Source organism: Rhizobacter sp. P3_B12 (assembly GCF_056402895.1).
Map to the genome: position 1 here is coordinate 1 of NZ_JBFUGN010000002.1, position 19,883 is coordinate 19,883.

Annotated in this window: 21 protein-coding genes; 12 read left to right on the plus strand and 9 right to left on the minus strand. The window is 65.8% G+C overall.

What is annotated here, in order from left to right; genetic code table 11:
• The first annotated feature begins 763 nt into the window (after positions 1-763).
• Both AC1D01_RS00185 and AC1D01_RS00190 read left to right on the plus strand, forming a co-directional pair.
• Positions 764-1,351 (plus strand): 2OG-Fe(II) oxygenase, encoded by a 588-nt coding sequence (locus AC1D01_RS00185; RefSeq protein ID WP_477864098.1) that lies wholly within the window; start codon positions 764-766, stop codon positions 1,349-1,351.
• Positions 1,348-1,872 carry a hypothetical protein gene (locus AC1D01_RS00190; RefSeq protein ID WP_477864099.1) on the plus strand — a complete coding sequence of 175 codons (525 nt, stop codon included), beginning with the start codon at positions 1,348-1,350 and terminating at the stop codon, positions 1,870-1,872. The genes AC1D01_RS00185 and AC1D01_RS00190 overlap by 4 nt, the downstream gene beginning before the upstream one ends.
• 452 nt (positions 1,873-2,324) lie before the next feature.
• Here the strand turns inward: AC1D01_RS00190 and AC1D01_RS00195 are convergent, their stop codons facing one another.
• Positions 2,325-2,807 (minus strand): GreA/GreB family elongation factor, encoded by a 483-nt coding sequence (locus AC1D01_RS00195; protein ID WP_477864129.1) that lies wholly within the window; start codon positions 2,805-2,807, stop codon positions 2,325-2,327.
• Between the two features lie 562 nt (positions 2,808-3,369).
• On the opposite strand from AC1D01_RS00195, the gene AC1D01_RS00200 reads away from it, so the two are divergent.
• Positions 3,370-3,936, plus strand: coding sequence for a GNAT family N-acetyltransferase (locus AC1D01_RS00200; protein ID WP_477864100.1), 567 nt, complete (start codon positions 3,370-3,372; stop codon positions 3,934-3,936).
• Between the two features lie 112 nt (positions 3,937-4,048).
• Complete coding sequence (locus AC1D01_RS00205; protein WP_477864101.1) at positions 4,049-4,552, plus strand: hypothetical protein; 504 nt, start codon at positions 4,049-4,051, stop codon at positions 4,550-4,552.
• Positions 4,553-4,964: 412 nt separating this feature from the next.
• On the opposite strand, the gene AC1D01_RS00210 is transcribed toward AC1D01_RS00205, so the two are convergent.
• Positions 4,965-5,981 (minus strand): 1-aminocyclopropane-1-carboxylate deaminase, encoded by a 1,017-nt coding sequence (locus AC1D01_RS00210; RefSeq protein ID WP_477864102.1) that lies wholly within the window; start codon positions 5,979-5,981, stop codon positions 4,965-4,967.
• Between the two features lie 136 nt (positions 5,982-6,117).
• Between AC1D01_RS00210 and AC1D01_RS00215 the strand changes: the two genes are divergently transcribed.
• Complete coding sequence (locus tag AC1D01_RS00215) at positions 6,118-6,642, plus strand: Lrp/AsnC family transcriptional regulator (RefSeq protein WP_477864103.1); 525 nt, start codon at positions 6,118-6,120, stop codon at positions 6,640-6,642.
• 15 nt (positions 6,643-6,657) lie between these two features.
• Here the strand turns inward: AC1D01_RS00215 and AC1D01_RS00220 are convergent, their stop codons facing one another.
• The gene (locus AC1D01_RS00220) at positions 6,658-7,713 is read right to left on the minus strand and encodes a helix-turn-helix domain-containing protein (protein WP_477864104.1); all 1,056 of its coding nucleotides are present in this window, start codon (positions 7,711-7,713) and stop codon (positions 6,658-6,660) included.
• Between the two features lie 203 nt (positions 7,714-7,916).
• Between AC1D01_RS00220 and AC1D01_RS00225 the strand changes: the two genes are divergently transcribed.
• Entirely contained in the window at positions 7,917-9,500 is a 1,584-nt protein-coding gene (locus tag AC1D01_RS00225; RefSeq protein WP_477864105.1) for a GMC family oxidoreductase, read from the plus strand.
• 123 nt (positions 9,501-9,623) lie between these two features.
• Positions 9,624-10,526, plus strand: coding sequence for an alpha/beta fold hydrolase (locus AC1D01_RS00230; protein WP_477864106.1), 903 nt, complete (start codon positions 9,624-9,626; stop codon positions 10,524-10,526).
• Here AC1D01_RS00230 and AC1D01_RS00235 read toward each other — a convergent pair.
• Entirely contained in the window at positions 10,499-11,209 is a 711-nt protein-coding gene (locus AC1D01_RS00235) for a TetR/AcrR family transcriptional regulator (protein WP_477864107.1), read from the minus strand. The genes AC1D01_RS00230 and AC1D01_RS00235 overlap by 28 nt on opposite strands.
• Before the next feature lie 145 nt (positions 11,210-11,354).
• Between AC1D01_RS00235 and AC1D01_RS00240 the strand changes: the two genes are divergently transcribed.
• The 3 genes from AC1D01_RS00240 to AC1D01_RS00250 all read left to right on the plus strand — a co-directional run bounded on the left by AC1D01_RS00240 (position 11,355) and on the right by AC1D01_RS00250 (position 13,021).
• Positions 11,355-12,356, plus strand: a complete 1,002-nt coding sequence (locus tag AC1D01_RS00240; RefSeq protein WP_477864108.1) for an NADP-dependent oxidoreductase — start codon at positions 11,355-11,357, stop codon at positions 12,354-12,356.
• 60 nt (positions 12,357-12,416) lie between these two features.
• Complete coding sequence (locus AC1D01_RS00245) at positions 12,417-12,569, plus strand: VOC family protein (protein ID WP_477864109.1); 153 nt, start codon at positions 12,417-12,419, stop codon at positions 12,567-12,569.
• A 167-nt stretch (positions 12,570-12,736) separates the two neighbouring features.
• Positions 12,737-13,021 (plus strand): hypothetical protein, encoded by a 285-nt coding sequence (locus AC1D01_RS00250; protein ID WP_477864110.1) that lies wholly within the window; start codon positions 12,737-12,739, stop codon positions 13,019-13,021.
• Here AC1D01_RS00250 and AC1D01_RS00255 read toward each other — a convergent pair.
• The 5 genes from AC1D01_RS00255 to nirK form a co-directional block, all read right to left on the minus strand.
• Positions 12,997-13,374, minus strand: a complete 378-nt coding sequence (locus AC1D01_RS00255) for a high-potential iron-sulfur protein (RefSeq protein ID WP_477864111.1) — start codon at positions 13,372-13,374, stop codon at positions 12,997-12,999. The two genes, AC1D01_RS00250 and AC1D01_RS00255, sit on opposite strands and share 25 nt — an antisense overlap.
• A 4-nt stretch (positions 13,375-13,378) precedes the next feature.
• The gene (locus AC1D01_RS00260; protein WP_477864112.1) at positions 13,379-14,008 is read right to left on the minus strand and encodes a hemerythrin domain-containing protein; all 630 of its coding nucleotides are present in this window, start codon (positions 14,006-14,008) and stop codon (positions 13,379-13,381) included.
• Positions 14,009-14,080: 72 nt separating this feature from the next.
• On the minus strand, positions 14,081-14,659 hold the full coding sequence (locus AC1D01_RS00265) for an SCO family protein (protein ID WP_477864113.1): 579 nt from the start codon (positions 14,657-14,659) through the stop codon (positions 14,081-14,083).
• Positions 14,656-15,480, minus strand: a complete 825-nt coding sequence (locus tag AC1D01_RS00270; protein WP_477864114.1) for a formylglycine-generating enzyme family protein — start codon at positions 15,478-15,480, stop codon at positions 14,656-14,658. Before AC1D01_RS00270 ends, AC1D01_RS00265 begins: the two co-directional genes overlap by 4 nt.
• Position 15,481: 1 nt before the next feature.
• Positions 15,482-16,996: a copper-containing nitrite reductase gene (gene nirK, locus AC1D01_RS00275; RefSeq protein WP_477864115.1), complete on the minus strand. Its 1,515-nt coding sequence runs from the start codon at positions 16,994-16,996 to the stop codon at positions 15,482-15,484.
• A gap of 268 nt (positions 16,997-17,264) precedes the next feature.
• Between nirK and AC1D01_RS00280 the strand changes: the two genes are divergently transcribed.
• Complete coding sequence (locus AC1D01_RS00280) at positions 17,265-19,538, plus strand: nitric-oxide reductase large subunit (RefSeq protein WP_477864116.1); 2,274 nt, start codon at positions 17,265-17,267, stop codon at positions 19,536-19,538.
• The gene (locus AC1D01_RS00285; RefSeq protein WP_477864117.1) at positions 19,535-19,882 is read left to right on the plus strand and encodes a metal-sulfur cluster assembly factor; all 348 of its coding nucleotides are present in this window, start codon (positions 19,535-19,537) and stop codon (positions 19,880-19,882) included. Before AC1D01_RS00280 ends, AC1D01_RS00285 begins: the two co-directional genes overlap by 4 nt.
• Position 19,883 lies beyond the last annotated feature (1 nt).

A 19,883-nucleotide genomic window follows, 5' to 3' on the forward strand; every position in this document is an offset into this window, starting at 1 on the left:
GCGTTACTGCGCCTACTTACGCCTCGGTTGGCATCTATTCTTTCTGGCGCTGTTGGCGGTAGCGAGTTTCGTAGTGCTGGCTGCGTTCAGCGATCCACAGGTGGCCTGAGGACCGCCCACATTCGGCCAGATGCCGACGCTCACGAGAGTCTGCTTCGAGGCCGTGCGATAGTAGTCCCCATGCCGCGGAGCCAATCGTTCATTTCTGGTGAGGTAGCCTGGTCGCAGGGGCGCTTCCTTGACTGTGGGCGAGTGCTCTGCGAAGAGCTGTCGCCAGAGGAGCAGGTGAGATGGGCGACAGGACTGCTGAAGTTCTGCATGCGATACGGCCCCTCAGTACCGTCGATCGCGCGTGTCGCTGCACTGGCAGACGCTCCATCCGATTGGCGATTCGCTCACGCCGCGTTCTCTGACGTTCGCGCAATCACGCTAGCTGGCGAGCAAGCAGATGTATCCGTCGGTCCGCTCTTGAAGAGCATGCTGTACGTGGCAGAGAACACGGCGAAAGTCATCTACAACGCATCGGGGGAGCCTGCTCCGTTTGACCATGACGCGGGTTGGTGGCTCGTGCCCTGCTTTGAGAAGTTCCTGCAGGTAGTCGCTCGGCCAGAGGTGGCCGACGACGGTCGTCGGCTTCTCTTTGCTTCATCTTGATCTCGGCCACTAGACGCCGATCGTCAGCGGCGGCTTTCGAGTAGGCTACGACCTCTCGGCCAGGGTAGGCAGCTTCGAGCAGTCGCGCTCCTGCCAAACGTTCGACACCATGCAACGCACAGACATCTCCCCTGGAATCTTCACGGTAAGCCGATTCCTCACCTCGATCGAATGCGCCGAGTTCATCGCTTGGGCGGAGAGTTCCGCGTTCGAGTCGGCTCCCATCGTTTCTGCTACAGGCGTGAGAATTCAAGAAGAAACGCGCAACAACGATCGGCAGATATGGGATGACTACTTGCTCGCTGAGAAGCTCTGGCAGCGTGCTTCACCTCACCTTCCTAAATTGATCGGGGGCAGGCAGCCTGTCGGCCTGAACGAGCGATTTCGCCTCTATCGGTACGTTCCAGGTCAGCGATTCACTTGGCATGCAGACATACCGTTTCGCAGAAGCACTGGAGAGATCAGCCTGCTCACCTTCATGATTTGCCTGAACGAAGGGTATGAGGGGGGCGCCACTCGCTTTGAAGCAGCAAAGGTTGTAGGGGCGGCCGGCACGGCGCTGATCTTCCAGCACGGGCTCGTCCACGAAGGCGCAGAGGTCAGGCACGGTCTGAAGTACGTTCTGAGATTTGATGTAATGTTTCGTGCTGAACCGCAGAATGACGCGTACTCCTCCGGCGAGGGAGAGATCACATGACACCACAACAACTCGTTGGCATCGCAGTGCGGCTCTTTGCAACCTGGCTGGCTCTTACCAGCGTCGCCTACTTCGTTTCCATTCCAAAGGCGCTGGCCTCGGCGCCACCGCTGGGCAACGACGCCAATATCGCGGTCGCCTATGCCATTGGTGGTCTCTACGTAGCGGGTGCACTGATTCTGTGGTTCTTCCCCATGGTCGTTGCCCACAAGCTGTTGCCGCGCACTCAGCACGAAAACCGGCTGTCGTTTCGTGCCCATGAATTGGCACGTGTTGGTTGCAGCCTGGTCGGCTTGTGGCTGCTGGCAAAGGCGTCCCCCTCGCTCGTTTGGCTCATCTTTCGGTCGCTCATGCTCAATGACGGTAGCTCTTCGTTCTCTGCGCTCGCCGCAGAAGCGAAGCTCGACGTTGCGGTCGCCGCTTTTGAGGCGGGGCTTGCAGTGTTCTTCATCGTGAAGTCGCATCTCTTCGCCCGGCTTGTCGTTCCTGCGGCGAAGGGGGAGGTCGAGAGTGACATCTAGCGCCTTCATCAAGCAGACGTCCTCCGGCATGCGTCGCACGCCTGCGGTCGCCGCTCATGTTGAACGACTGCCTTTCGGCGGCGAGACTGGCAACCCGAAGGACCGCAACGGGTCGGATACGGGCATCCACGGCCGCCCTCGGCGAATGTCCGGTTCGCAGCCGCGCACCTCGACACCTCGAAGGGCAGCTCAGGGTCGAGTTCACCCGTTGACGAACGACTGCTCCCGAGCAGCTCGCCTTCAACAACTGCTGTGCGGCGCTGAACTCGGCAGAGCGTCGGGCAAATGCCAACCCTGACCTGCCTCGCGGTCAGTGCCACCGAAGTGAATTGATGTGCGCGAGGCCGAGAGCGCGAACGAACTCTGCATAGCTGGCCAGGAGTTGTGCAGAGCGTCCTAAAGGGGTCGGGGCGAGTAATTTCTGATCAATTCGGCGCGAACTTGCTCGCAGCTCAATGAACCCGCAGCACCTCAAACTGCTGTCGGATTGGAGCGACCTGTATCGACACCTCATCACCCTCGCATTTGCCCAGCATGGCCCTGCCCAGCGGGGCCTCGCTGCTGATGACCTGAACGAGCTGACCGCCGCTGACCAACTTCATGCTGCCTCCATCTGGGCCGAGAAAGAGCTGTTGCCGCTTGTCGTCGGAATCGACCAGGCAGACCAGCGCGCCGAGCTGTATACCTTTGCTGGCGTCGTAGGGGAGCGGGCGGAATTGGCGCCAATTGGCCATCGCCTGGCGGATGGCTTCGGCGCGACGAGCTTGGCCGGTGGCCAGGTAGGCGGCTTCGAGTCCCAATGTGTCGTATTTGTTCTCGGCGATGTTTTCTTCGTGAGTCGCCGTTTCATGGGCCGCCCGCATTGCCTGTTCGGCTTGCAGCAGGTCTTCGGCGAGCCGTTCCAGCACCTGTTGCTGCAGCAAGAATTTATCCATGATGAAAGTCGGCATCTCGAACAAGCGGGGGTCAGGTTTTGATTATGAAGGGCTCCACCAGCCTTCGACGATCTGTTGGCTGCAGGTCAAGCCATTGCTGACATTCGCGCCTCGTGGTCGAATGCCAGCAGCTGGCCAGATTGAGAAGCTCGCCAGTGTCCGCTTCAGAGCACGCTGATAGATGGCAGTCCAGCCGACTTTGATGCGTTCGCGGACCCGGTCCAGCAGCCGGGTGGCCTTCAACGGCGGCAGGTCTTTGACGGAGCCGGGGCAAAGAGGAGTGCACGGTTGCGAAGAGCGGGAGACGGAAGACTGCTTGGCGATGCCTCCCCGGGGGACGCCGCAAGACCTGCCCGGCGCTTGTAACTGATGCGGCTTTTGACGGGGAATTTGGTGCTGTGCAAATAAACAGTCAATGAGGGAAATTGAAGATGCAGCAGATACTTGCCGCAGGTCCTGCCCGACCGGTTGCTGCACGGTTTGCCGTGATATGTCGCACCGCGTGTTGCCCTGCAACACGTTAGGCACCGCGGGCAAACCGTGGTCTTCCCACGCTCCATATATGCCTGACATCACTTTTCGCGTCGCTGAGTGGCAAGACAAGGCTGTACTCTCTCGAATGCTCGAGTTGTATCAGTACGACTTGTCCGAGGTCTGGCCTCAGACCCTGAACATGCATGGCGAGTATGGCTTCGCCGTCGATCGCTACCTTCGCAATCCACGGCTGCGCGCCTACTTCTTCCTGGTTGACGGAAACTACGCCGGCTTCGGGCTGGTGGATCCGGATGTGAGCCTCCCCGAGAACGACTTCTGGATGGGGCAGTTCTTCGTAATGAAAAGGTACAGGCGAACCGGGGTTGGAACCAAGGGGGCCCGGTTCATCTTCGATCAGTTTCGTGGCAAGTGGGAGGTCGGACAAATGCCCCTCAACTTCCTTGCTCAGGCGTTCTGGCGTCGCACCATCGGTGAGTACACGAATGGGAATTTCGTGGAGCACGAACTACACGACGAACGATGGGACGGCTTTCTTCAATGCTTCGACAACAGCCTCCAGGCGAATGACGCCTTCCCTTCCATCGAGAGGACGCTGCCCGGCAAGCCGGTCAACGCCTCTCACGTCAAACGTTGAGACTGTGCAATAACCTCCGCGCCCCTGAATCAGGCGCGGCAATTGGATTGCGATGCCATCGCTTCAACGGGGGCACAGGATGGCACGCTACAAGCCAGTCGAACGAGGTGGGATGTTCATCCCGGTGATGCTCAGCGAGCAGATCCAGCCCGGAACGTTCGAGTTCGCGCTGGATCACCTGGTCGACCATGAGTTGGACCTGACCAGACTCGATGCCCGCAGCAAGGAGCGCAGCGGCACGCACGCCGAGCTGGCCCATCGGGCCGATCGGCTCGACCCCGACAGCGCCAAGATGGCCACGAGCAAGGGGGTGATCCAGGGCTATGCGGCGCAGGCCGCGGTCGACAGCAAGCACCAGATCATCGTGGCTGTCGAGGTCACTGGCTCGGGCTCTGAGCAAGCCATGCTGCTGCCGATGATCGACAAGGCGGCGCCCGTCATCGAGCCGCACACGCTGATCACCGCCGACACAGGACGGCGACGTGTCCGGCCGGCAAGACGCTCACCGGCAACGGCCACATCTATGGTCAGCGCGACCATCGGTTCGAGCGCTACGAGGCCGCGGCGTCGGACTGCGCCGGCTGCCAACATCGAGAAGCTGGCGCATCGCACATAGTGGGCGAGGCGTGCACCGGGGGCCTTCGCCGCAGATATCCATCAACCATCAATGCCTGGTGCCGCTCGCGATCTTGCGACGGGGTTTCGGCACAGTCTCGTTGAGCGGCCACTTTCCGGAGCCTTGCTCAACCTGAGCCAATTTCCGCTTTGGGTCGAGGCTGTGTTCAAACGCGCGGAGAGCCGCACGGGATAGGCCTGCCGGTGAACGCGCAGCACGCGCTTCGCGATGAATTCGAGGTTGAGGGCTCACGCCTTACGCATCGCCGCGATCAGTGGCTCCACGCCGATGATCCTGAGGGTTCCCCGCCAGTTCGTTGAAGTGCCCGGGGGATTTTTGGGGGACTGCGCGGTACAGACAGGGAGGTTCAGTAGCATGGATGCGCAGGGCGTTTTTTCTTGCGCCGTGCCCTTCAGCCGTTGCGAAACAGGAAGCTGTAGGCATTGAGCGCCGGCACGCCGCCCAGGTGCGCGTACAGGACTCTCGATCCTGCAGGGAACTCGCCCTGGCGCACCATCTCGATCATCGCGTGCATCGACTTGCCCTCGTAGACGGGGTCGGTGAGCATGCCTTCCTGGCGCGCACAAAGGCGGATCGCTTCCAGCGTGCCCTCGCTCGGCAACCCGTACTCGGGCCCGCCGAAGCGCGTGTCCAGCACCACGTCCTGGTCGGTGACGGCCCGGCCCAGCGAGACCAGCTCGGCCGTGTGCTGCGCGATGCGCAGGATCTGCGCGCGGGTCTGCGCCGGCTTGGCCGACGCATCGATGCCGATGACACGATCGGCACGGCCGTCGGCGGCAAAGCCGACCACCATCCCGGCTTGCGTGCTGCCCGTGACCGAGCAGACGACGATGTAGTCGAACCTGAATCCGAGCGCTGATTCCTGGGCGCGCACTTCCTCCGCGAACCCGACGAATCCCAGCCCGCCCAGCCGATGTTCCGAGCACCCGGCCGGGATCGGGAAGGGCTTGCCGCCGGCCCGCCTCACATCGTCCAACGCCTGCTCCCAACTCGGGCGAATGCCGATGTCGAACCCGGCGGCGTCGAGCCGCACGTCGGCACCGAGGATGCGCGACATCTCGATGTTGCCGACGCGGTCGTAGACAGCATCGGCGTAGTTGACCCAGTTTTCCTGCACCAGCACGCACTTCATCCCCAGATGGGCCGCCACCGCGGCGACCTGGCGCGTCTGGTTCGACTGGATGCCGCCGATCGAGACCAGCGTGTCGCAGCCTTCCGCGAGCGCTTCGGGGATCAGGTACTCGAGCTTGCGGGTCTTGTTGCCGCCGAACGCCAGGCCGCTGTTGCAGTCCTCTCGCTTGGCGAACAGTTCGACCTTTCCACCGAGATGCGCACTCAGTCGCTTCAGCGGGTGAATGGGCGAAGGACCGAAGGTCAGCGCGTGGCGTGGGAAGCGATTCAGGTTCATGGCAGGTCCCGTGAAGTTCGACGTGTCGACATGGTAGGAACAACGGCTGTTCACAGGGTTGCAAATGAAGTCGACTCCAAGCACCATTGGTATTCTCCGGATCGCCTATATCTGATTAACTTGCGCCAGAAGAGAAATGAACGCAACAAAGATTCGCTCGCCCAAGGGCGCTTCCACCCCGGTTCAGGCGCCGGTGCCGGCCGCTGATCTCGACCGTACCGACAAGTTGATTCTTCGGGCACTGCAGCGCGATGCGTCGGTGTCGAACGTCGCGCTGGCTCGCATGGTGAACCTGAGTGCGCCCGCCTGCCTGCGTCGCGTCGACCGGTTGAAGAAGCTGGGCTTGATCACCGGCATCGTCGCGCTGCTGAGCCCGCGGGCGCTCGATGCGGGGATGATCGTGATGATCGGCGTGGTGCTCGACCGGTCGACGCCCGACTCGTTCGCGAAGTTCGAGAAGGCGGTCGCCAAGGTCTCCGGATGCATGGAGTGTCATGTCATCACCGGCGAGTTCGACTACTTCATGATCGTGCGCACCCGTGACAACGAGAGCTTCAACCGCCTGCACGCGGAGCAACTGCTGCAACTGCCCGGCGTGCGCCAGGTGCGCTCGTTCATCGGGCTCAAGCAGGTGTTGTCGACGACGCAGATTCCGATCTGATGTTGCCGCCCGCGACTAGCGCTTCGCCTGGATCCCCCGCAGCTTCACCGCGTCGGAAGCGATCGCGGCGAGCTCCAGCAGGGTCTTCCGCTGGGTCTTGTCCAACTGTCGCGGGCGGTAGTCGATGACGCAGATGGAGCCCAGCGCGAATCCATCCGGGTCGTAGACCGGTGCACCGGCATAGAAAAGGAAGTGCGGGGCACCTGCCACCGCCGGATTGCCGGCGAAGCTCGCGTGCTTCGCCAGGTTCCTGACCTCCATCACATCGCGCTGCAGCACGGTGTGGTTGCAGAAGGCCCAACTTCTCGGGGTGTCGGGCATGTCCAATCCTTGCCGCGATTTGAACCACTGGCGCTCGGCGGTCAGGACCGTCATCAGCGCGATGGGGCTCTTCAGGTCATTCGCTGCGAGCCACGTCACCCTGTCGAATGGCGCTTCTGAAGGGGTGTCGACAAGGCGTGAGCGTTGCACGGCCTGCAGCCGGCTGGCCTCGTTCGGAGCCACCGGAAATCCGTTGCTGGCGATGTCGATGGCCTGACCCTCGTCCTGCGCAAGCTCCGTCAACACGCCCTCCAGATGGTCGAGCGGAATCTCGCGCACGCGTGCCGCCGGCGCCGATGCGCCGCGCCGCGCGGAGGGCGCGATGGCAACGAGCTCCGCATCCTTGAAGCGGCCGTCGTTCGCCAGCGTCTCCAGCAGTCCGAGGCCCTGGCTTCCCCAGGCCTCCAGGTCGACGACGACGGCGGCAGGAAGGCGCCCTGCGACGGCCGCTGCCGCGGACCAGGTGCTCATCTGGAACTGAGGGGACACATGCCCGACACGCTCGAGCACGGCCTCGAACCGTGGCCGGCGGCTTTCGTTCGTGACCACGAGCACCACCGCGGAGTGCGCACGCCCTTGAGGCCTGCTGCCCGGCAACAGCGCTTCGACGTCGGAGCGATGAACCCGGCGATGGCCGCCCGGCGTCTTCCATGACGGAAGCCCGCCCCCCTCGATCAAGAGCTGCGCGGTGCGAACCGAGATGCCCAGAAGCTTGGCCGCTTCCGTCGTGGTGAGGACGTCGTCTTCCATGGAGGGGTGGGGTCGCGGGATCGATGGGGACGGCAGCGTCACAGGCAAGGCGCAGAGCTTAAGCCAGCGGCGAGGACCGCGATCAACCTACGGTGCATGTCGGGAATTCTATCAAATTTGCATTATTTGATAGATTTGAAACACACTCCGCGCCGCGCGCAGCCAGCGTCGCACTTGCAATCACCTCTTCACCGGACATGACCATGACCTTGAGCCCCGCCCAACCGCAAGCCACACCCGTTTCCTTCCCTGACAGCCACTTCGACTTCATCGTGTGCGGAGCCGGCACGGCCGGCTCCGTGGTCGCCGGCCGCCTGGCCGAGAACCCGGAGGTGCGGGTCCTGCTCATCGAGGCCGGGGGCGATGACGAGGTCCCCGACGTGCAGCAGCCTGGAAACTGGCCGCTGAACCTCGGCTCCGAGCGAGACTGGAACTTCAGCGGCGCGCCCAACCCGCATCTCAACAACCGGCAGATCCCGCTGAACATGGGGCGTGTCCTGGGCGGCGGCTCGAGCATCAACGTGATGCTCTGGGCGCGCGGCCACATGAACGACTGGGAGGACTTCGCCGAGGCCAGCGGGAATCCGGCCTGGGGCTATGAATCCGTGCTGAAGATCTATCAGCGCGTGGAAAACTACGGCGGCACCCCCGATGCGAAGCGTCGAGGCGTGGGCGGCCCGGTTCACGTCGCGCCCGCCCGCCACCCACAACCGGTGGCGAGCGCGCTGATCGATGCCGCGCGGCAGATCGGCATCCCTGCCTTCGAGAACCCCAACGGCGTGATGATGGAAGGCCGCGGTGGCGCTGCCATCAACGACCTCATCATCAAGGACGGCCGGCGCAATTCCATCTATCGGGCCTACGTCCACCCCTGCCGCGGCCAGGCCAACCTGACGGTGCTGACCCACACGTTGGTCAGCCGCCTGGTGTTCGAGGGCCGACGTGTCGTTGGCGTCGAGGTGGTTCGCAGTGGGCGCGCCGAACGCTTCACCGCCGACCGCGAAGTCATCCTGTCGCTCGGCGCCGTCAACACGCCCAAGGTCCTGATGCAATCGGGAATCGGCCCGCAGGACGAATTGCGCCGTCACGGCATTCCGCTCGTCCAGCATTTGCCCGGCGTGGGTGCCAACCACCAGGACCATGTTTCGTTCGCCGTCATCTTCGAGTACGAGAACCCCCAGCAGGTCGGCCACGGCGGTTCGGAAGCGACGCTCTACTGGTCGAGCGACAGTTCGTTGCGCCTGCCAGACATGTTCCATTGCCAGGTGGAATTTCCCGTCCCGAGCGCGGAGACCGCGCCGCTCGGCGTGCCGGCGCATGGCTGGACGATGTTCGCGGGCCTCGCGCATCCGAAGAGCCGCGGCCGCATCACGCTGTCGGGCGCCGGCCCGATGGACAACCCGATCATCCAGCCCAACACGCTGTCGGACCCGGACGATCTGCGAAGCGCCCTCGAGAACATCCGGTTGGTGCAGGAGCTGGGCTCGCAGTCCGCGTTCAAGGGCCTCGTCAAGCGCGAGAGCCTGCCCGGCAGGCTCGCCGGGAAGGACCTGGAGAACTACGCACGCAATGCGGCCGTGACGTACTGGCACCAGTCCTGTACGGCGAAGATGGGACGCGACGAGATGTCGGTGGTCGACGGTTCCCTGAAAGTCCATGGCGTACAGGGGCTGCGCATTGCTGACGCATCCGTCATGCCGCACGTCACCAGCGGCAACACGATGGCGCCTTGCGTCGTGATCGGCGAGCGCGCCGTCGAAGAGATCCGCGCGACCTGCGGCATCTGAGCAAGAGCGGGCGAAGCGTCTTCGCCCCCCTTGCAATGCCCTTTCGAACCTGCACTCGAAGCCGAGAACATTTATTGCGCAAATCGTCCGGCGTCAACATTTTATGAAGACGATCTGGAGGAAATGAAGTTCATTTGGCACAACCGGGTGGCTCAACTTGCAACCACGTTAACCGACGTCTTCTCTACCATTTCGGAACGATTCGCGAATCCACCCAACCCTCTTCGACAGTCAAGGAACCTCTCCATGAACATCACATTTCGCAAGCTCATCGTCGCAGCTGCGGCAACCGCCAGCATCGTCGGCGTTGGTGGTGGCGCCAGCGCACAGCCTCCCCAGGTCAGGAACGTCGTGCTGGTGCACGGCGCCTTCGCAGATGGCTCGGGCTGGCGTGGTGTCTACAACGAACTGACCAAGCGCGGCTATCAGGTCACCATCGTCCAGAATCCGCTGACCTCGCTGGCCGACGATGTGGCCGCCACCAAGCGCGCGTTGGCACTCCAGAACGGTCCGACGATCCTCGTCGGCCACTCCTGGGGCGGCACCGTGATCACCGAGGCCGGTGTCGACCCCAAGGTCGTCGGCCTCGTCTATGTGTCGGCGCTGTCGCCCGACGCCGGTGAGACGACGAGCGAGCAGTACACCGGGTTCTCGGCCCCCGACTTCGTCATCGATGTCCAGGCCGACGGGTACGGCTTCGTCAACCGCGACAAGTTCAAGATCGGGTTCGCTGGCGATGCCACCGATGCGGAGGTCGCGTTCATGCGGGACTCGCAGGTGCCGATCAACATGTCGGTGTTCGGCACCAAGCTCACCCAGGCGGCGTGGCGGACCCGGCCGAGCTGGGCTGTCATCGCGACCGACGACAAGGCCTTCGACGTGCGGATGCTGCACAAGATGGCCAAGCGGATCGATGCCACCGTGACCGAGGTGAAAGCCAGCCACGCGGTCTTCATGACGCAGCCGAAGGCGGTCGCTGCCGTGATCGAGCGAGCCGCTCAGGACGCAGCGCGCAAGTCTCGCTGAGACCCGCCGCCCGCCAGCTGCTCGCCCGGCAGGCTGCGCAGCAGCATCAGCAGGCCCTCTTCCAGATCCTGCTGGAAGCGGTAGCGCAAGGCCGCCAGCTCGGGCAGCTCGATCACTTCGGCCGCGACCTGGGCCGGGTGGCTGAGCGGCCAGAGCCCGATGAGCAGCGGCAGGGCCAGGTGGATGCAACGCTCGAAGCTCGCTGCCGCGATCGACGGCACGCAGGCGTGAAAGTCGAGCGCGGTCTCCTGGCGCACGGCCAGCAGGCCACGCTTGAACTCGACCATGCGCCCGGCCGAGATGTTGTGCTCGAGGATCGACGGGAAGATGCTGGTGAGCCGGCACAGCAGCGGGCGCGCCGCCACGGTGGCCGCGAACGCCCGCGCGACGTGCTCGACCGTTCCTGCGCGCTTGCGGTCCCGCCCCAGCGCCTTGTGCAGCTCGGCACGCCACACGACGAACTCCTCGACCAGCACATCCAGCAAGACGGCTTCGCTGCTCTCGAAGTACCGGTAGACGTTCGACTTGGTCATCCCGGCGCGCCGCGCCAGTTCGTTGATGCCCAGGTCATGCACGTCCGGCATGTCCAGCAGCAGCGCCTTCGCGGTGTCGAGCAGGTGGCGGCGGCGCTCCTCCTTCTGTTCGGGGGAGCGCGCGCGCAGGTACGGGGAGGGAGGACTCATCGGGGTCGTCGCCGGCAGGGATTTCACGAAAAGGGATTTGCACAAGAGACCGTCGGTCTGCTACATTGGAGACCATCAGTCTCCTAACGTTCGCAGCATAGCAAGGAAACACCATGGACATGCGCCTCGCGGCAAGAGAACAACCATGAAGGCATTCGTTCTCCATCGATACGGCAAGAAGCGCGCGCTGGAACTGGCAGAGGTGCCGACTCCGGAGCTGCGCGACGACGAGGTCCTGGTCCAGGTGCATGCCGCCGGCGTGAACCTGCTCGATTCCAAGCTCAGGGACGGCGAGTTCAAGCTCATCCTGCCGTATCGCCTGCCGCTCATCCTCGGCCACGATGTGGCTGGGGTGGTCGTCAAGATCGGCCCGCGCGTGCGGCAGTTCAAGGTCGGCGATGAGGTCTGTGCGCGGCCGGATGATTTCCGGATCGGCAGCTTCGCTGAATTCGTGCCCGTCAAGGAAGCTTCGCTGGCGCTCAAGCCCCGGGGGCTGACGATGGAAGAAGCCGCTTCCATCCCGCTGGTGGCGTTGACGGCGTGGCAGGCCCTGGTCGTGAAGGCCGGACTGAAGAAGGGGCAGAAGGTCTTCATCCAGGCCGGCTCCGGCGGCGTCGGCACCGTGGCCATCCAACTGGCCAAACATCTCGGCGCCACCGTGGCCACGACGACGAGCGCGGCCAATGTCGAGCTCGTGAAGCGCCTGGGCGCCGATGTCGTCATCGACTACAAGACCCAGGATTTCGAGGATGTTCTGCGCGACTGTGACGTGGTCCTGAACAGCCAGGACGGCAAGACGCTCGAAAAGTCCCTCCGCGTGCTCAAGGCCGGCGGGAAGCTCGTCTCCATCTCCGGGCCGCCCGATCCCGATTTCGGCCGGGAGATCGGCGCACCCTGGTTCGTGAGGTGGGTCATGCGGCTGCTGAGCTCGGGCGCGCGGCGACAAGCCAGGCGCCGCGGGGTCGGCTACTCGTTCCTCTTCATGAAGGCGAGCGGGAGCCAGCTGGGCGAGATCACTCGCCTCTTCGACGTGGGCGTGCTCCATCCCGTGGTGGACCGGGTCTTCCCGTTCGAATCGATCAACGAGGCGATGGCCTATGTCGAAGCGGGCCGCGCGAAGGGCAAGGTCGTCGTCAAGCTCAGGTGAGCGCGACATTCTCCTGCTGCGAAGACCTCGAGTCCCTTCACGTCGTTCCGACCGGACCACGTGGGCATCCGCGTAGACGACATCGATGCGGCCATCGCCTGGTACACGACCACCCTCGACTTTCGCGTGATGCACTCGATGGCGCTCGGCGAGCGCAGATTCGCCCATCCGTCACCGCGTGCAGGCGCCGGCGATCTACCGGCTGTTCGGTGACAAGGAGGGCCTGCTCGACGCCGTCGCGGAACAGGCKCTGGCCAATTTCGTCGCCAGGAAGCGAGCCGACAAGTCCGGCATGGACCCCGTCGAATCGCTCCGCAGGGGCTTCATGGGCTACACATCGTTCGGGCTCGAGAGCGCGCGCGGTCGACCTCTGCCACGCCATGGCGAAGGGCACGGTGCTCGAGATGCTCGGCAGGGCCCCCGAGGCGCGCCGCGGCATGGCCGAGGCGGCCCGCGATGCGGTGCTGGGCGCCATCCTGAAGGACGCCCCGGTGAAAGACTCTGGCGTGGTGGCGGCGGTCTCGACGCTGCGTGCGCACCTGGCCGACCTGCCGGGACTCACCGTGGCCGAGAAGCAACTCATGCACGAGTGGCTCGTGCGGGTCGCCGACCCGGCGCCCCGACAGACGCCCTCGGCAGGTCAAGGTGCTGCGCGGCGCACGTAGGCGTCGCACCAGCCCCTGGCCGCCACCAGCTTGCGTGGGAACAGGGTGCACTCGGACCAGGCCTGTGCCGGCACGCGGTACAGCGCGCAGTTGTCGCAGGTGCTGCCGGCGGTGAACTTCGGATAGACCCGGCGGTCGACGCGCGCCACGTCCTCGACGTAGCCCACCGCCTTGGCGTGGGGATCGCGCTCGTCCAGGTGCGCGAAGGTCGACGGGTCTGGTGGCGGCGCCGGCTTCGGCTTGCCGTGCACCACCGGGAGCCACGGCGCAGCACCGATCGGCAGCAGCCGGATGAAGCGACGCCGCGTGCAGGCCGGTGTGGCGTCGAGGAGGATCGGAGTGGGCAGTGCCATGCGGTCAGCGCCCGCCCGGCGGCCGGCTGCCGTGGCCGATCGCCGGCCCGATGCCCAGCGGCGGCGGCAGGGCCCACAGGATCTTCTTGAAGACATGCCGGTAGTTGTCGTCCGGCGGGTGGCCGGCCAGCGGGTCGCGGTTGGCGCAGAACGCGCGGTCCAGTCCAACCCAGTCCTCGGCGGTCAGCACGCGCTGCGCGAGCGGCAGCACCTCGGTCTCCTCGGCGCGGATGTGCGCGAGGTAGAAATCGATGTAGCGCTGCATCGCCTGCTCGAAGCGGTCGCGGCGCTGGCACAGCTGTGCGGTGTCGGCCATCATCTCGAAGCCGAGCAGCTCGTGCTCCAGCTCGCGGATCGCCCGCTCGCCATCGGCGTGCTCGCGGTCCAGGCGGTCGAGCACCTCGTCGCCCTCGGTCGTGCGCCTGCGCAGCAACGGGAACAGCAACTCGCTCTCCTTCGCATGGTGCAGGCGTTCGGGAAACTCGTCGACGTAGAACAGCATCGCGCGCAACACGCCGAAATCCGGCAGGCTGCCGCGGCGCCGGTGATCGGCCAGCAGCAGGCTGATCGAGCGCAGCATCGCCGACATGGCGCTGTGCTCTTCGAGGATGACGCGTATGGCAGCGTGTTGCATGGCAGTGTCCCGGCCGGCGATGGAACCCGAGCTTGGCGCCGCTTCGCCCGAGGCGTGTTGATCCGCGTCAATTCAGCGCGCGTCGGCGCGCAGCGTCTCCTGGATGAGCCGCACGAACGCGGGGTCGGCGCTGCCGAGCCGCGAGCTGCGGCCGATGACGCGCCCCTGCGCATCGAGCAGCACCAGCACGCTCGTGTGGTTGAAGTCGCCGTCGGCGAGCTGCCGGTAGCGGATGCCCAGCAAGGCCGCCAGCTTGCGCGTGCCTGCAGGGTCGGTGCGCGCCAGTGTCCATGTCGCACGCTCCAGGTGGCGTTCGTCGAACGTGCGCTGGAGCACCTGCGGCGTGTCGCGCGCCGGATCGAAGCTCACCATCAGCAAGCTCAGGCGGCTGCGGTCCGCCGCAGGCAAGGCCGCCTGCGTCTCGCGCAACGCATCGATCAGCATCGGGCAGACGTACTGGCACGAGGTGTAGAACATCGTCGCGAKCACCAGGTGGCCCCGGTCCCGGCCGAGCGGGACCGGGGCGCCGTCCTGGTCGGTCAGGCGCAGCGGGAGCTGGTAGATCGAGTCGCCGGGCAGCGGCGGTTCGGCCGCCACCGAAGCGGTCGCCAGCGCCAGCGCAGCGGCCAGCAGGGTACGTCGAAGCATCATGGAATCTCCTCGAGAAGATGGGAAGCGTGAGGCAGCGGGCGCACGCAGCGCAGGCCGAGGCTGCTCGTGCTCTGCGGCGCCTGCAGCGACGACAGCAAGGCCACCCGCATCAGCACCGCATAGTTCTGCCGGTCTTGCAGGTCGATCGCGCCGGCACCGCAGAACTGCAGCTTGTCGGGGTCGTCGGCCGACCGGCTGTCGGGATTGATGAGCAGCGCGTTGAAGTCGTCGACCCACTCCCAGACCAGCCCGTGCAGGTCGCGCACGCCGTAGGCATTCGGCTCGCCGCCGACGCTCGGCAGCGCCTGCGTGGCCGGCCGGCCGTACCAGGCCAGGATGCGGGCCCGCCACGCCGGGTCGGCCCGGGCATCGCGCCGCCCGGCATCGGCGGCGGCGACGTATTCCCATTCGGGCCACGACGGCAGGCGGGCGCCTTCGGTCTCGCAGTAGGCCTGGGCGGCGAACCAGCTGACCTCGGTGACCGGTTGCGACGACTGCGCGCCGGCCGGCGGCTCGGCATCGCTGCGCCAGTGCTCGAGGTAGCCGCCGTCGGCGAAGGCGCGCGCCACCTGGCCGCGCCGCCACTCGGGATGCGCGCGCACGAAGCGCTGCCAGTCCGCCACGGTCACGGGCGTCTCGCGCATCTCGAACGCCGGGATCGTGGCCGGTCCCCCATCCGCGTCGCGCGCGAGCACGCTGGTGAGCGTGCCGGCCGGCACCGGCACGTAGGCCGGCGGCGCGGCAGCAGCCCCTTGTGCGGCAGCCGGCAGCGGGATCGCCGACAGCGCGGCCGCCAGCACCACGGTTGCGAGCCGCTTCACGTCAATGCTCTGCGGTCGCGGTGGTTCCCGGCTTCGCCTCGCGCGCCTTCTTCACCTGGCCGGTGGAGATGCGCCCTCCGGCGTTGCCCCAGCTGTTGAGGACGTAGGTGAGGATGTTCGCGACCTCGTCGTCGTTCAGCTGGTTCATCGGCGGCATCACGGAGTTGTAGTCGGTGCCGTTCACGGTGAGCTTGCCGGCCAGTCCGCGCATCACCACGTCGATGGCGCGTGCGGGGTCGGTGGCGAGGAAGTCGGACTTCGCGAGCGGCGGGAACACGCCCGGCAGCCCTTCGCCGTTCGCCTGGTGGCATACCGAGCAGGTCCCCGTGAACAGCGAGCGCCCGGCCTGCACCTGGTCCTGCAAGGTCAGCGTTCCCGCGGCCGCGGCCTGGGTCGCGACGGCGACCGGCCGCATGTCGGGCTGCGCCCGGTCGCCGAGGTAGACGGAGTCGAGCTCCTTGCCCGAGTAGATCGTCTTGTCCTCGGGGCCGCTGACCTTCATGATCGCCAGCGCCCCCTTGTTGAAGGCACGGAAGATCGAGTGATCCACCAGCACGTAGCTGCCGGGCACCTTGGTCGTGAACTTGACGACCGCCGCGCCGCCGGCCGGGATCAGCGTCGTCTGCACGTTCTTCTGCACGTTGCTGCCGCCCTCGTAGCGGACCTCGTCGAAGATCGCGCCGATCACGTGGAAGCTCGACACCAGGTTGGGCCCGCCGTTGCCGACATACAGCCGCACCGTCTCGCCGGTCTTCGCCGGGATGGCCTTGTCGCCGGTCAGCGCGCCCTCCGCGCCGTTGAACAGCACGTAGGTCGGCCGCTCGTCGATCGCCTTCTCCATGTCGAAGGCCTGCAGGCCCTTCTCGCGGTACTTGCCGGCGGTGTAGAAATCGCCCTGCATCACGTAGTACTCGTGGTCCACCTTCGGCAGGCCTTGCGGCGGCTCCACCAGGATCAGGCCGTACATGCCGTTGGCCACGTGCATGCCGACCGGCGCCGTCGCGCAGTGGTAGACGTAGATGCCTTCGTTGAGCGCCTTGAACGTGAACTGCGAGGCATGGCCGGGCGCGGTGAAGCTGGAGGCGGCACCGCCGCCCGGCCCCGTCACGCCATGCAGGTCGATGTTGTGCGGCATCTTGCTGCTCGGGTGGTTCTTCAGGTGGAACTCGACGGTGTCGCCCTGACGGACCCGGATGAAGCTGCCGGGCACGGTGCCGCCGAAGGTCCAGAACATGTACGACACGCCTTCGGAGATCTGCATCTCCTTCTCGACCACTTCCAGCTCGACGATGACCTTGGCGGGCACCGTGCGGTTCGTCGGCGGCGGCACGTGCGGCGGGCTGGTCAGGATGGCGCGGATCGGTGCCCCCTGCGGCGGCCCGAAATCGCCGGACTTGCGTGACGTTGCGGGGGCAGGTGCGGGCGCTGCGCCCGCGGCGGCGAGTACCGCGCTGCCACCACCCGCGGCGAGCGCCGCCAGCGTGGCGAGCAACGCATTCTTGATCCATGTGCTCATGTGAATATCCGGTATGGGTTGTACATCTATTGGCGGTGCAACGGTACCGGCGGACCCAGGGCGGTGCCTTGTCCTGGGTCAATGCCCGCCAGATGGGTTGGAGGTTTCTGCGGGCGGGTCGTCCCGTGCTTGATCCGGGTCAATGCGTTCTCGCCATGGCGTGCTTACGATAGGTGCACAAGAAATGCATCTTTAATCGAGCCGGCAGCAAGGAGCCATTCCCATGACCACCTCGGTCCCGCCGGCGAACCCTCTCAGGAGCAGAACCATGAACAACAATCGCAGGCTCTGGCGCTGGCTGGGCCTCATCTTCGTCCTCTCGTTCGGAGCCCTCGGCTTCATCGGCTACCAGATCTACCTGGCGGCGCCGCCGATCCCGAAGTCGGTCGTCACGGCCGACGGCGAGGTCCTGTTCACCGGCGAACAGATCCAGGCCGGCCAGCAGGTGTGGCTCGCCTCCGGCGGGCAGCAGCTCGGCACGGTCTGGGGGCACGGCGCCTATGTCGCGCCGGACTGGTCGGCCGACTGGCTGCATCGCGAGGCCGTCGCGCTCCAGCAGATCCTCGTGCAGGCCCACCAGCAGGCGCAGCCGTCGCTCGGCAGCCAGGATCGCGCGGCCATCGACAACGTGCTGCGCCAGCAGATGCGCGCCAATGGCTACGACGACGGCAGCGGCGTGCTGAAGGTCTCGAACGAACGCGGGCAGGCCGTGCGCGCCGTCGCCGGCCACTATGCCGCGCTGTTCGGCAGCGACACCTCGCTGGCTGTGCTGCGCGAGCAGTACGCGATGCGGGCAGGTGCCATCCCCGCCGCCGAAGACCGCCGGGCCCTGACCGCCTTCTTCTTCTGGACCTCGTGGGCGGCCGCGACCGACCGCCCCGGCGAGACCGGGCTCTCGTACACGAGCAACTGGCCGCACGAGCCGCTGGTGGGCAACGTGATGACCGGCTCGGCGGCCATGTGGTCGATGGCGAGCATCGTGCTGCTGATCGCCGGCATCGCCGCGATGCTGTGGTTCCATGGCGGACAAGCCCATGAGGAAGACTTGGCGCCGCCGGCCGCCGACCCGTTCCTGAAGATCGTCGCCACGCCCTCGATGAAGGCGACACGCAAGTACTTCTTCGCGGTCATCGGCCTGCTGCTGCTGCAGATCGGCATGGGGGCCGTCACCGCGCACTATGCGGTCGAGGGCGAGGCCTTCTTCGGCATTCCGCTGGCCCAGGTGCTGCCCTATGTGGTGAGTCGCACGGTGCACACGCAGGTCGGCATCTTCTGGATCGCCACCGCCTGGCTCGCGACGGGGCTCTACATCGCACCGCTGCTGTCCGGCGTCGAGCCGCGCTTGCAGAAGCTCGGCGTCGACGTGCTGTTCTGGGCGCTGATCGCGATCGTCGTCGGCTCCACCGCCACCGGCTGGCTCGGGACGCTGCAGCATCGCGGCGTGGACTTCAGCTTCTGGATTGGCAACCAGGGTCTCGAATACACCAGCATGGGCCGGGTCTGGCAGCTGTTGCTGTTCGTCGGCCTGCTGTTCTGGCTGCTGCTGCTCGGGCGCGCGCTGTGGCCGGCGCTGAAGAGGCCTTCGGAAACCCGCGGCCTGATCGCGATGGTGTTCCTGTCGGCGGCCTGCATCGGCGGCTTCTACGCCAGCTCGCTGATGTGGGGCAGGCAGACGCACTACTCGATGATCGAGTACTGGCGCTGGTGGCTCGTCCACCTGTGGGTCGAAGGCTTCTTCGAGGTGTTCGCGACCGCCGTGGTGGCGCTGATCTTCACCCGGCTCGGGCTGGTGCGCGCCGCGAGCGCGAACCGCGCGATCGTCGCCGAGACCATCGTGTTCCTGTTCGGCGGGATCCTGGGCACGCTGCACCACCTCTACTTCACCGGGACACCCACCTCCGTGATCGCGGTCGGCGCCGTGTTCTCCGCGCTCGAGGTCGTGCCGCTGGCGATGATCGGGCTGGAGGCGCTGCAGACGCACCGCCGCTCGAAGGGCGCGGCCTGGCTCGCCGCGTACCGGTGGCCGATCCTGTGCTTCGTGTCGGTGGGCTTCTGGAACACGCTGGGCGCCGGCGTGCTCGGCTTCGCGATCAACCCGCCCGCGTCGCTGTACTACGTGCAGGGCCTGAACATGACGGCGGCGCACGGCCACGCGGCGCTGTTCGGCGTCTACGGGATGCTGGGGATCGGCCTGATGCTGTTCTGCCTGCGCGGCCTGTACGCGCGCCACCTGCATGCGGATCGGCTGCTCGCGCTGTCCTTCTGGGGCCTGAACATCGGCCTCGCGATGATGGTCTTCATGTCGCTGCTGCCGGCCGGCGTCTACCAGGCGTGGGCCAGCATCGATCAGGGCATGTGGTTCGCGAGGTCGCCCGCGATCGTGCACTCGCGCCTGATGGAAACGCTGGTGTGGCTGCGCGTTCCCGGCGACATCGTGTTCGCGGCCGRGGCCGTGGTGCTGGCGGGGTATGCGTTGCGGCTGCTGCGCCGTCCGGCGGGCCAGGCGGATGGCGTGCCGGATGCCGCGGCGGTGCGGCCATGAGCAGCGATGCCGTGAGCAGGCTGCCGTTCCCGTACGACGGGCCGCCCACGCTGCGCGGACCGGTGCTGGCGGCGCTGACGGGGGTCGTCGATCCGGAGCTGTCGCTGTCGATCGTCGATGTCGGCCTCGTGTACGGGGTGTCGGTGGCGGCGGGCGAAGTGYGGGTGCGGGTCACGATGACATCGGCCGCGTGCCCGGTGATCGACGTGATCGTCGACGACATCGAGTCGGAACTCGACCGGCTGCTGCCGGCGGAGATCCGCATCGGGGTCGACCTGTGCTGGGAGCCGCCATGGACGCCCGACCTGATGAGCGAGCGGGCGCGCCGCTTCATGCAGGGTTGAC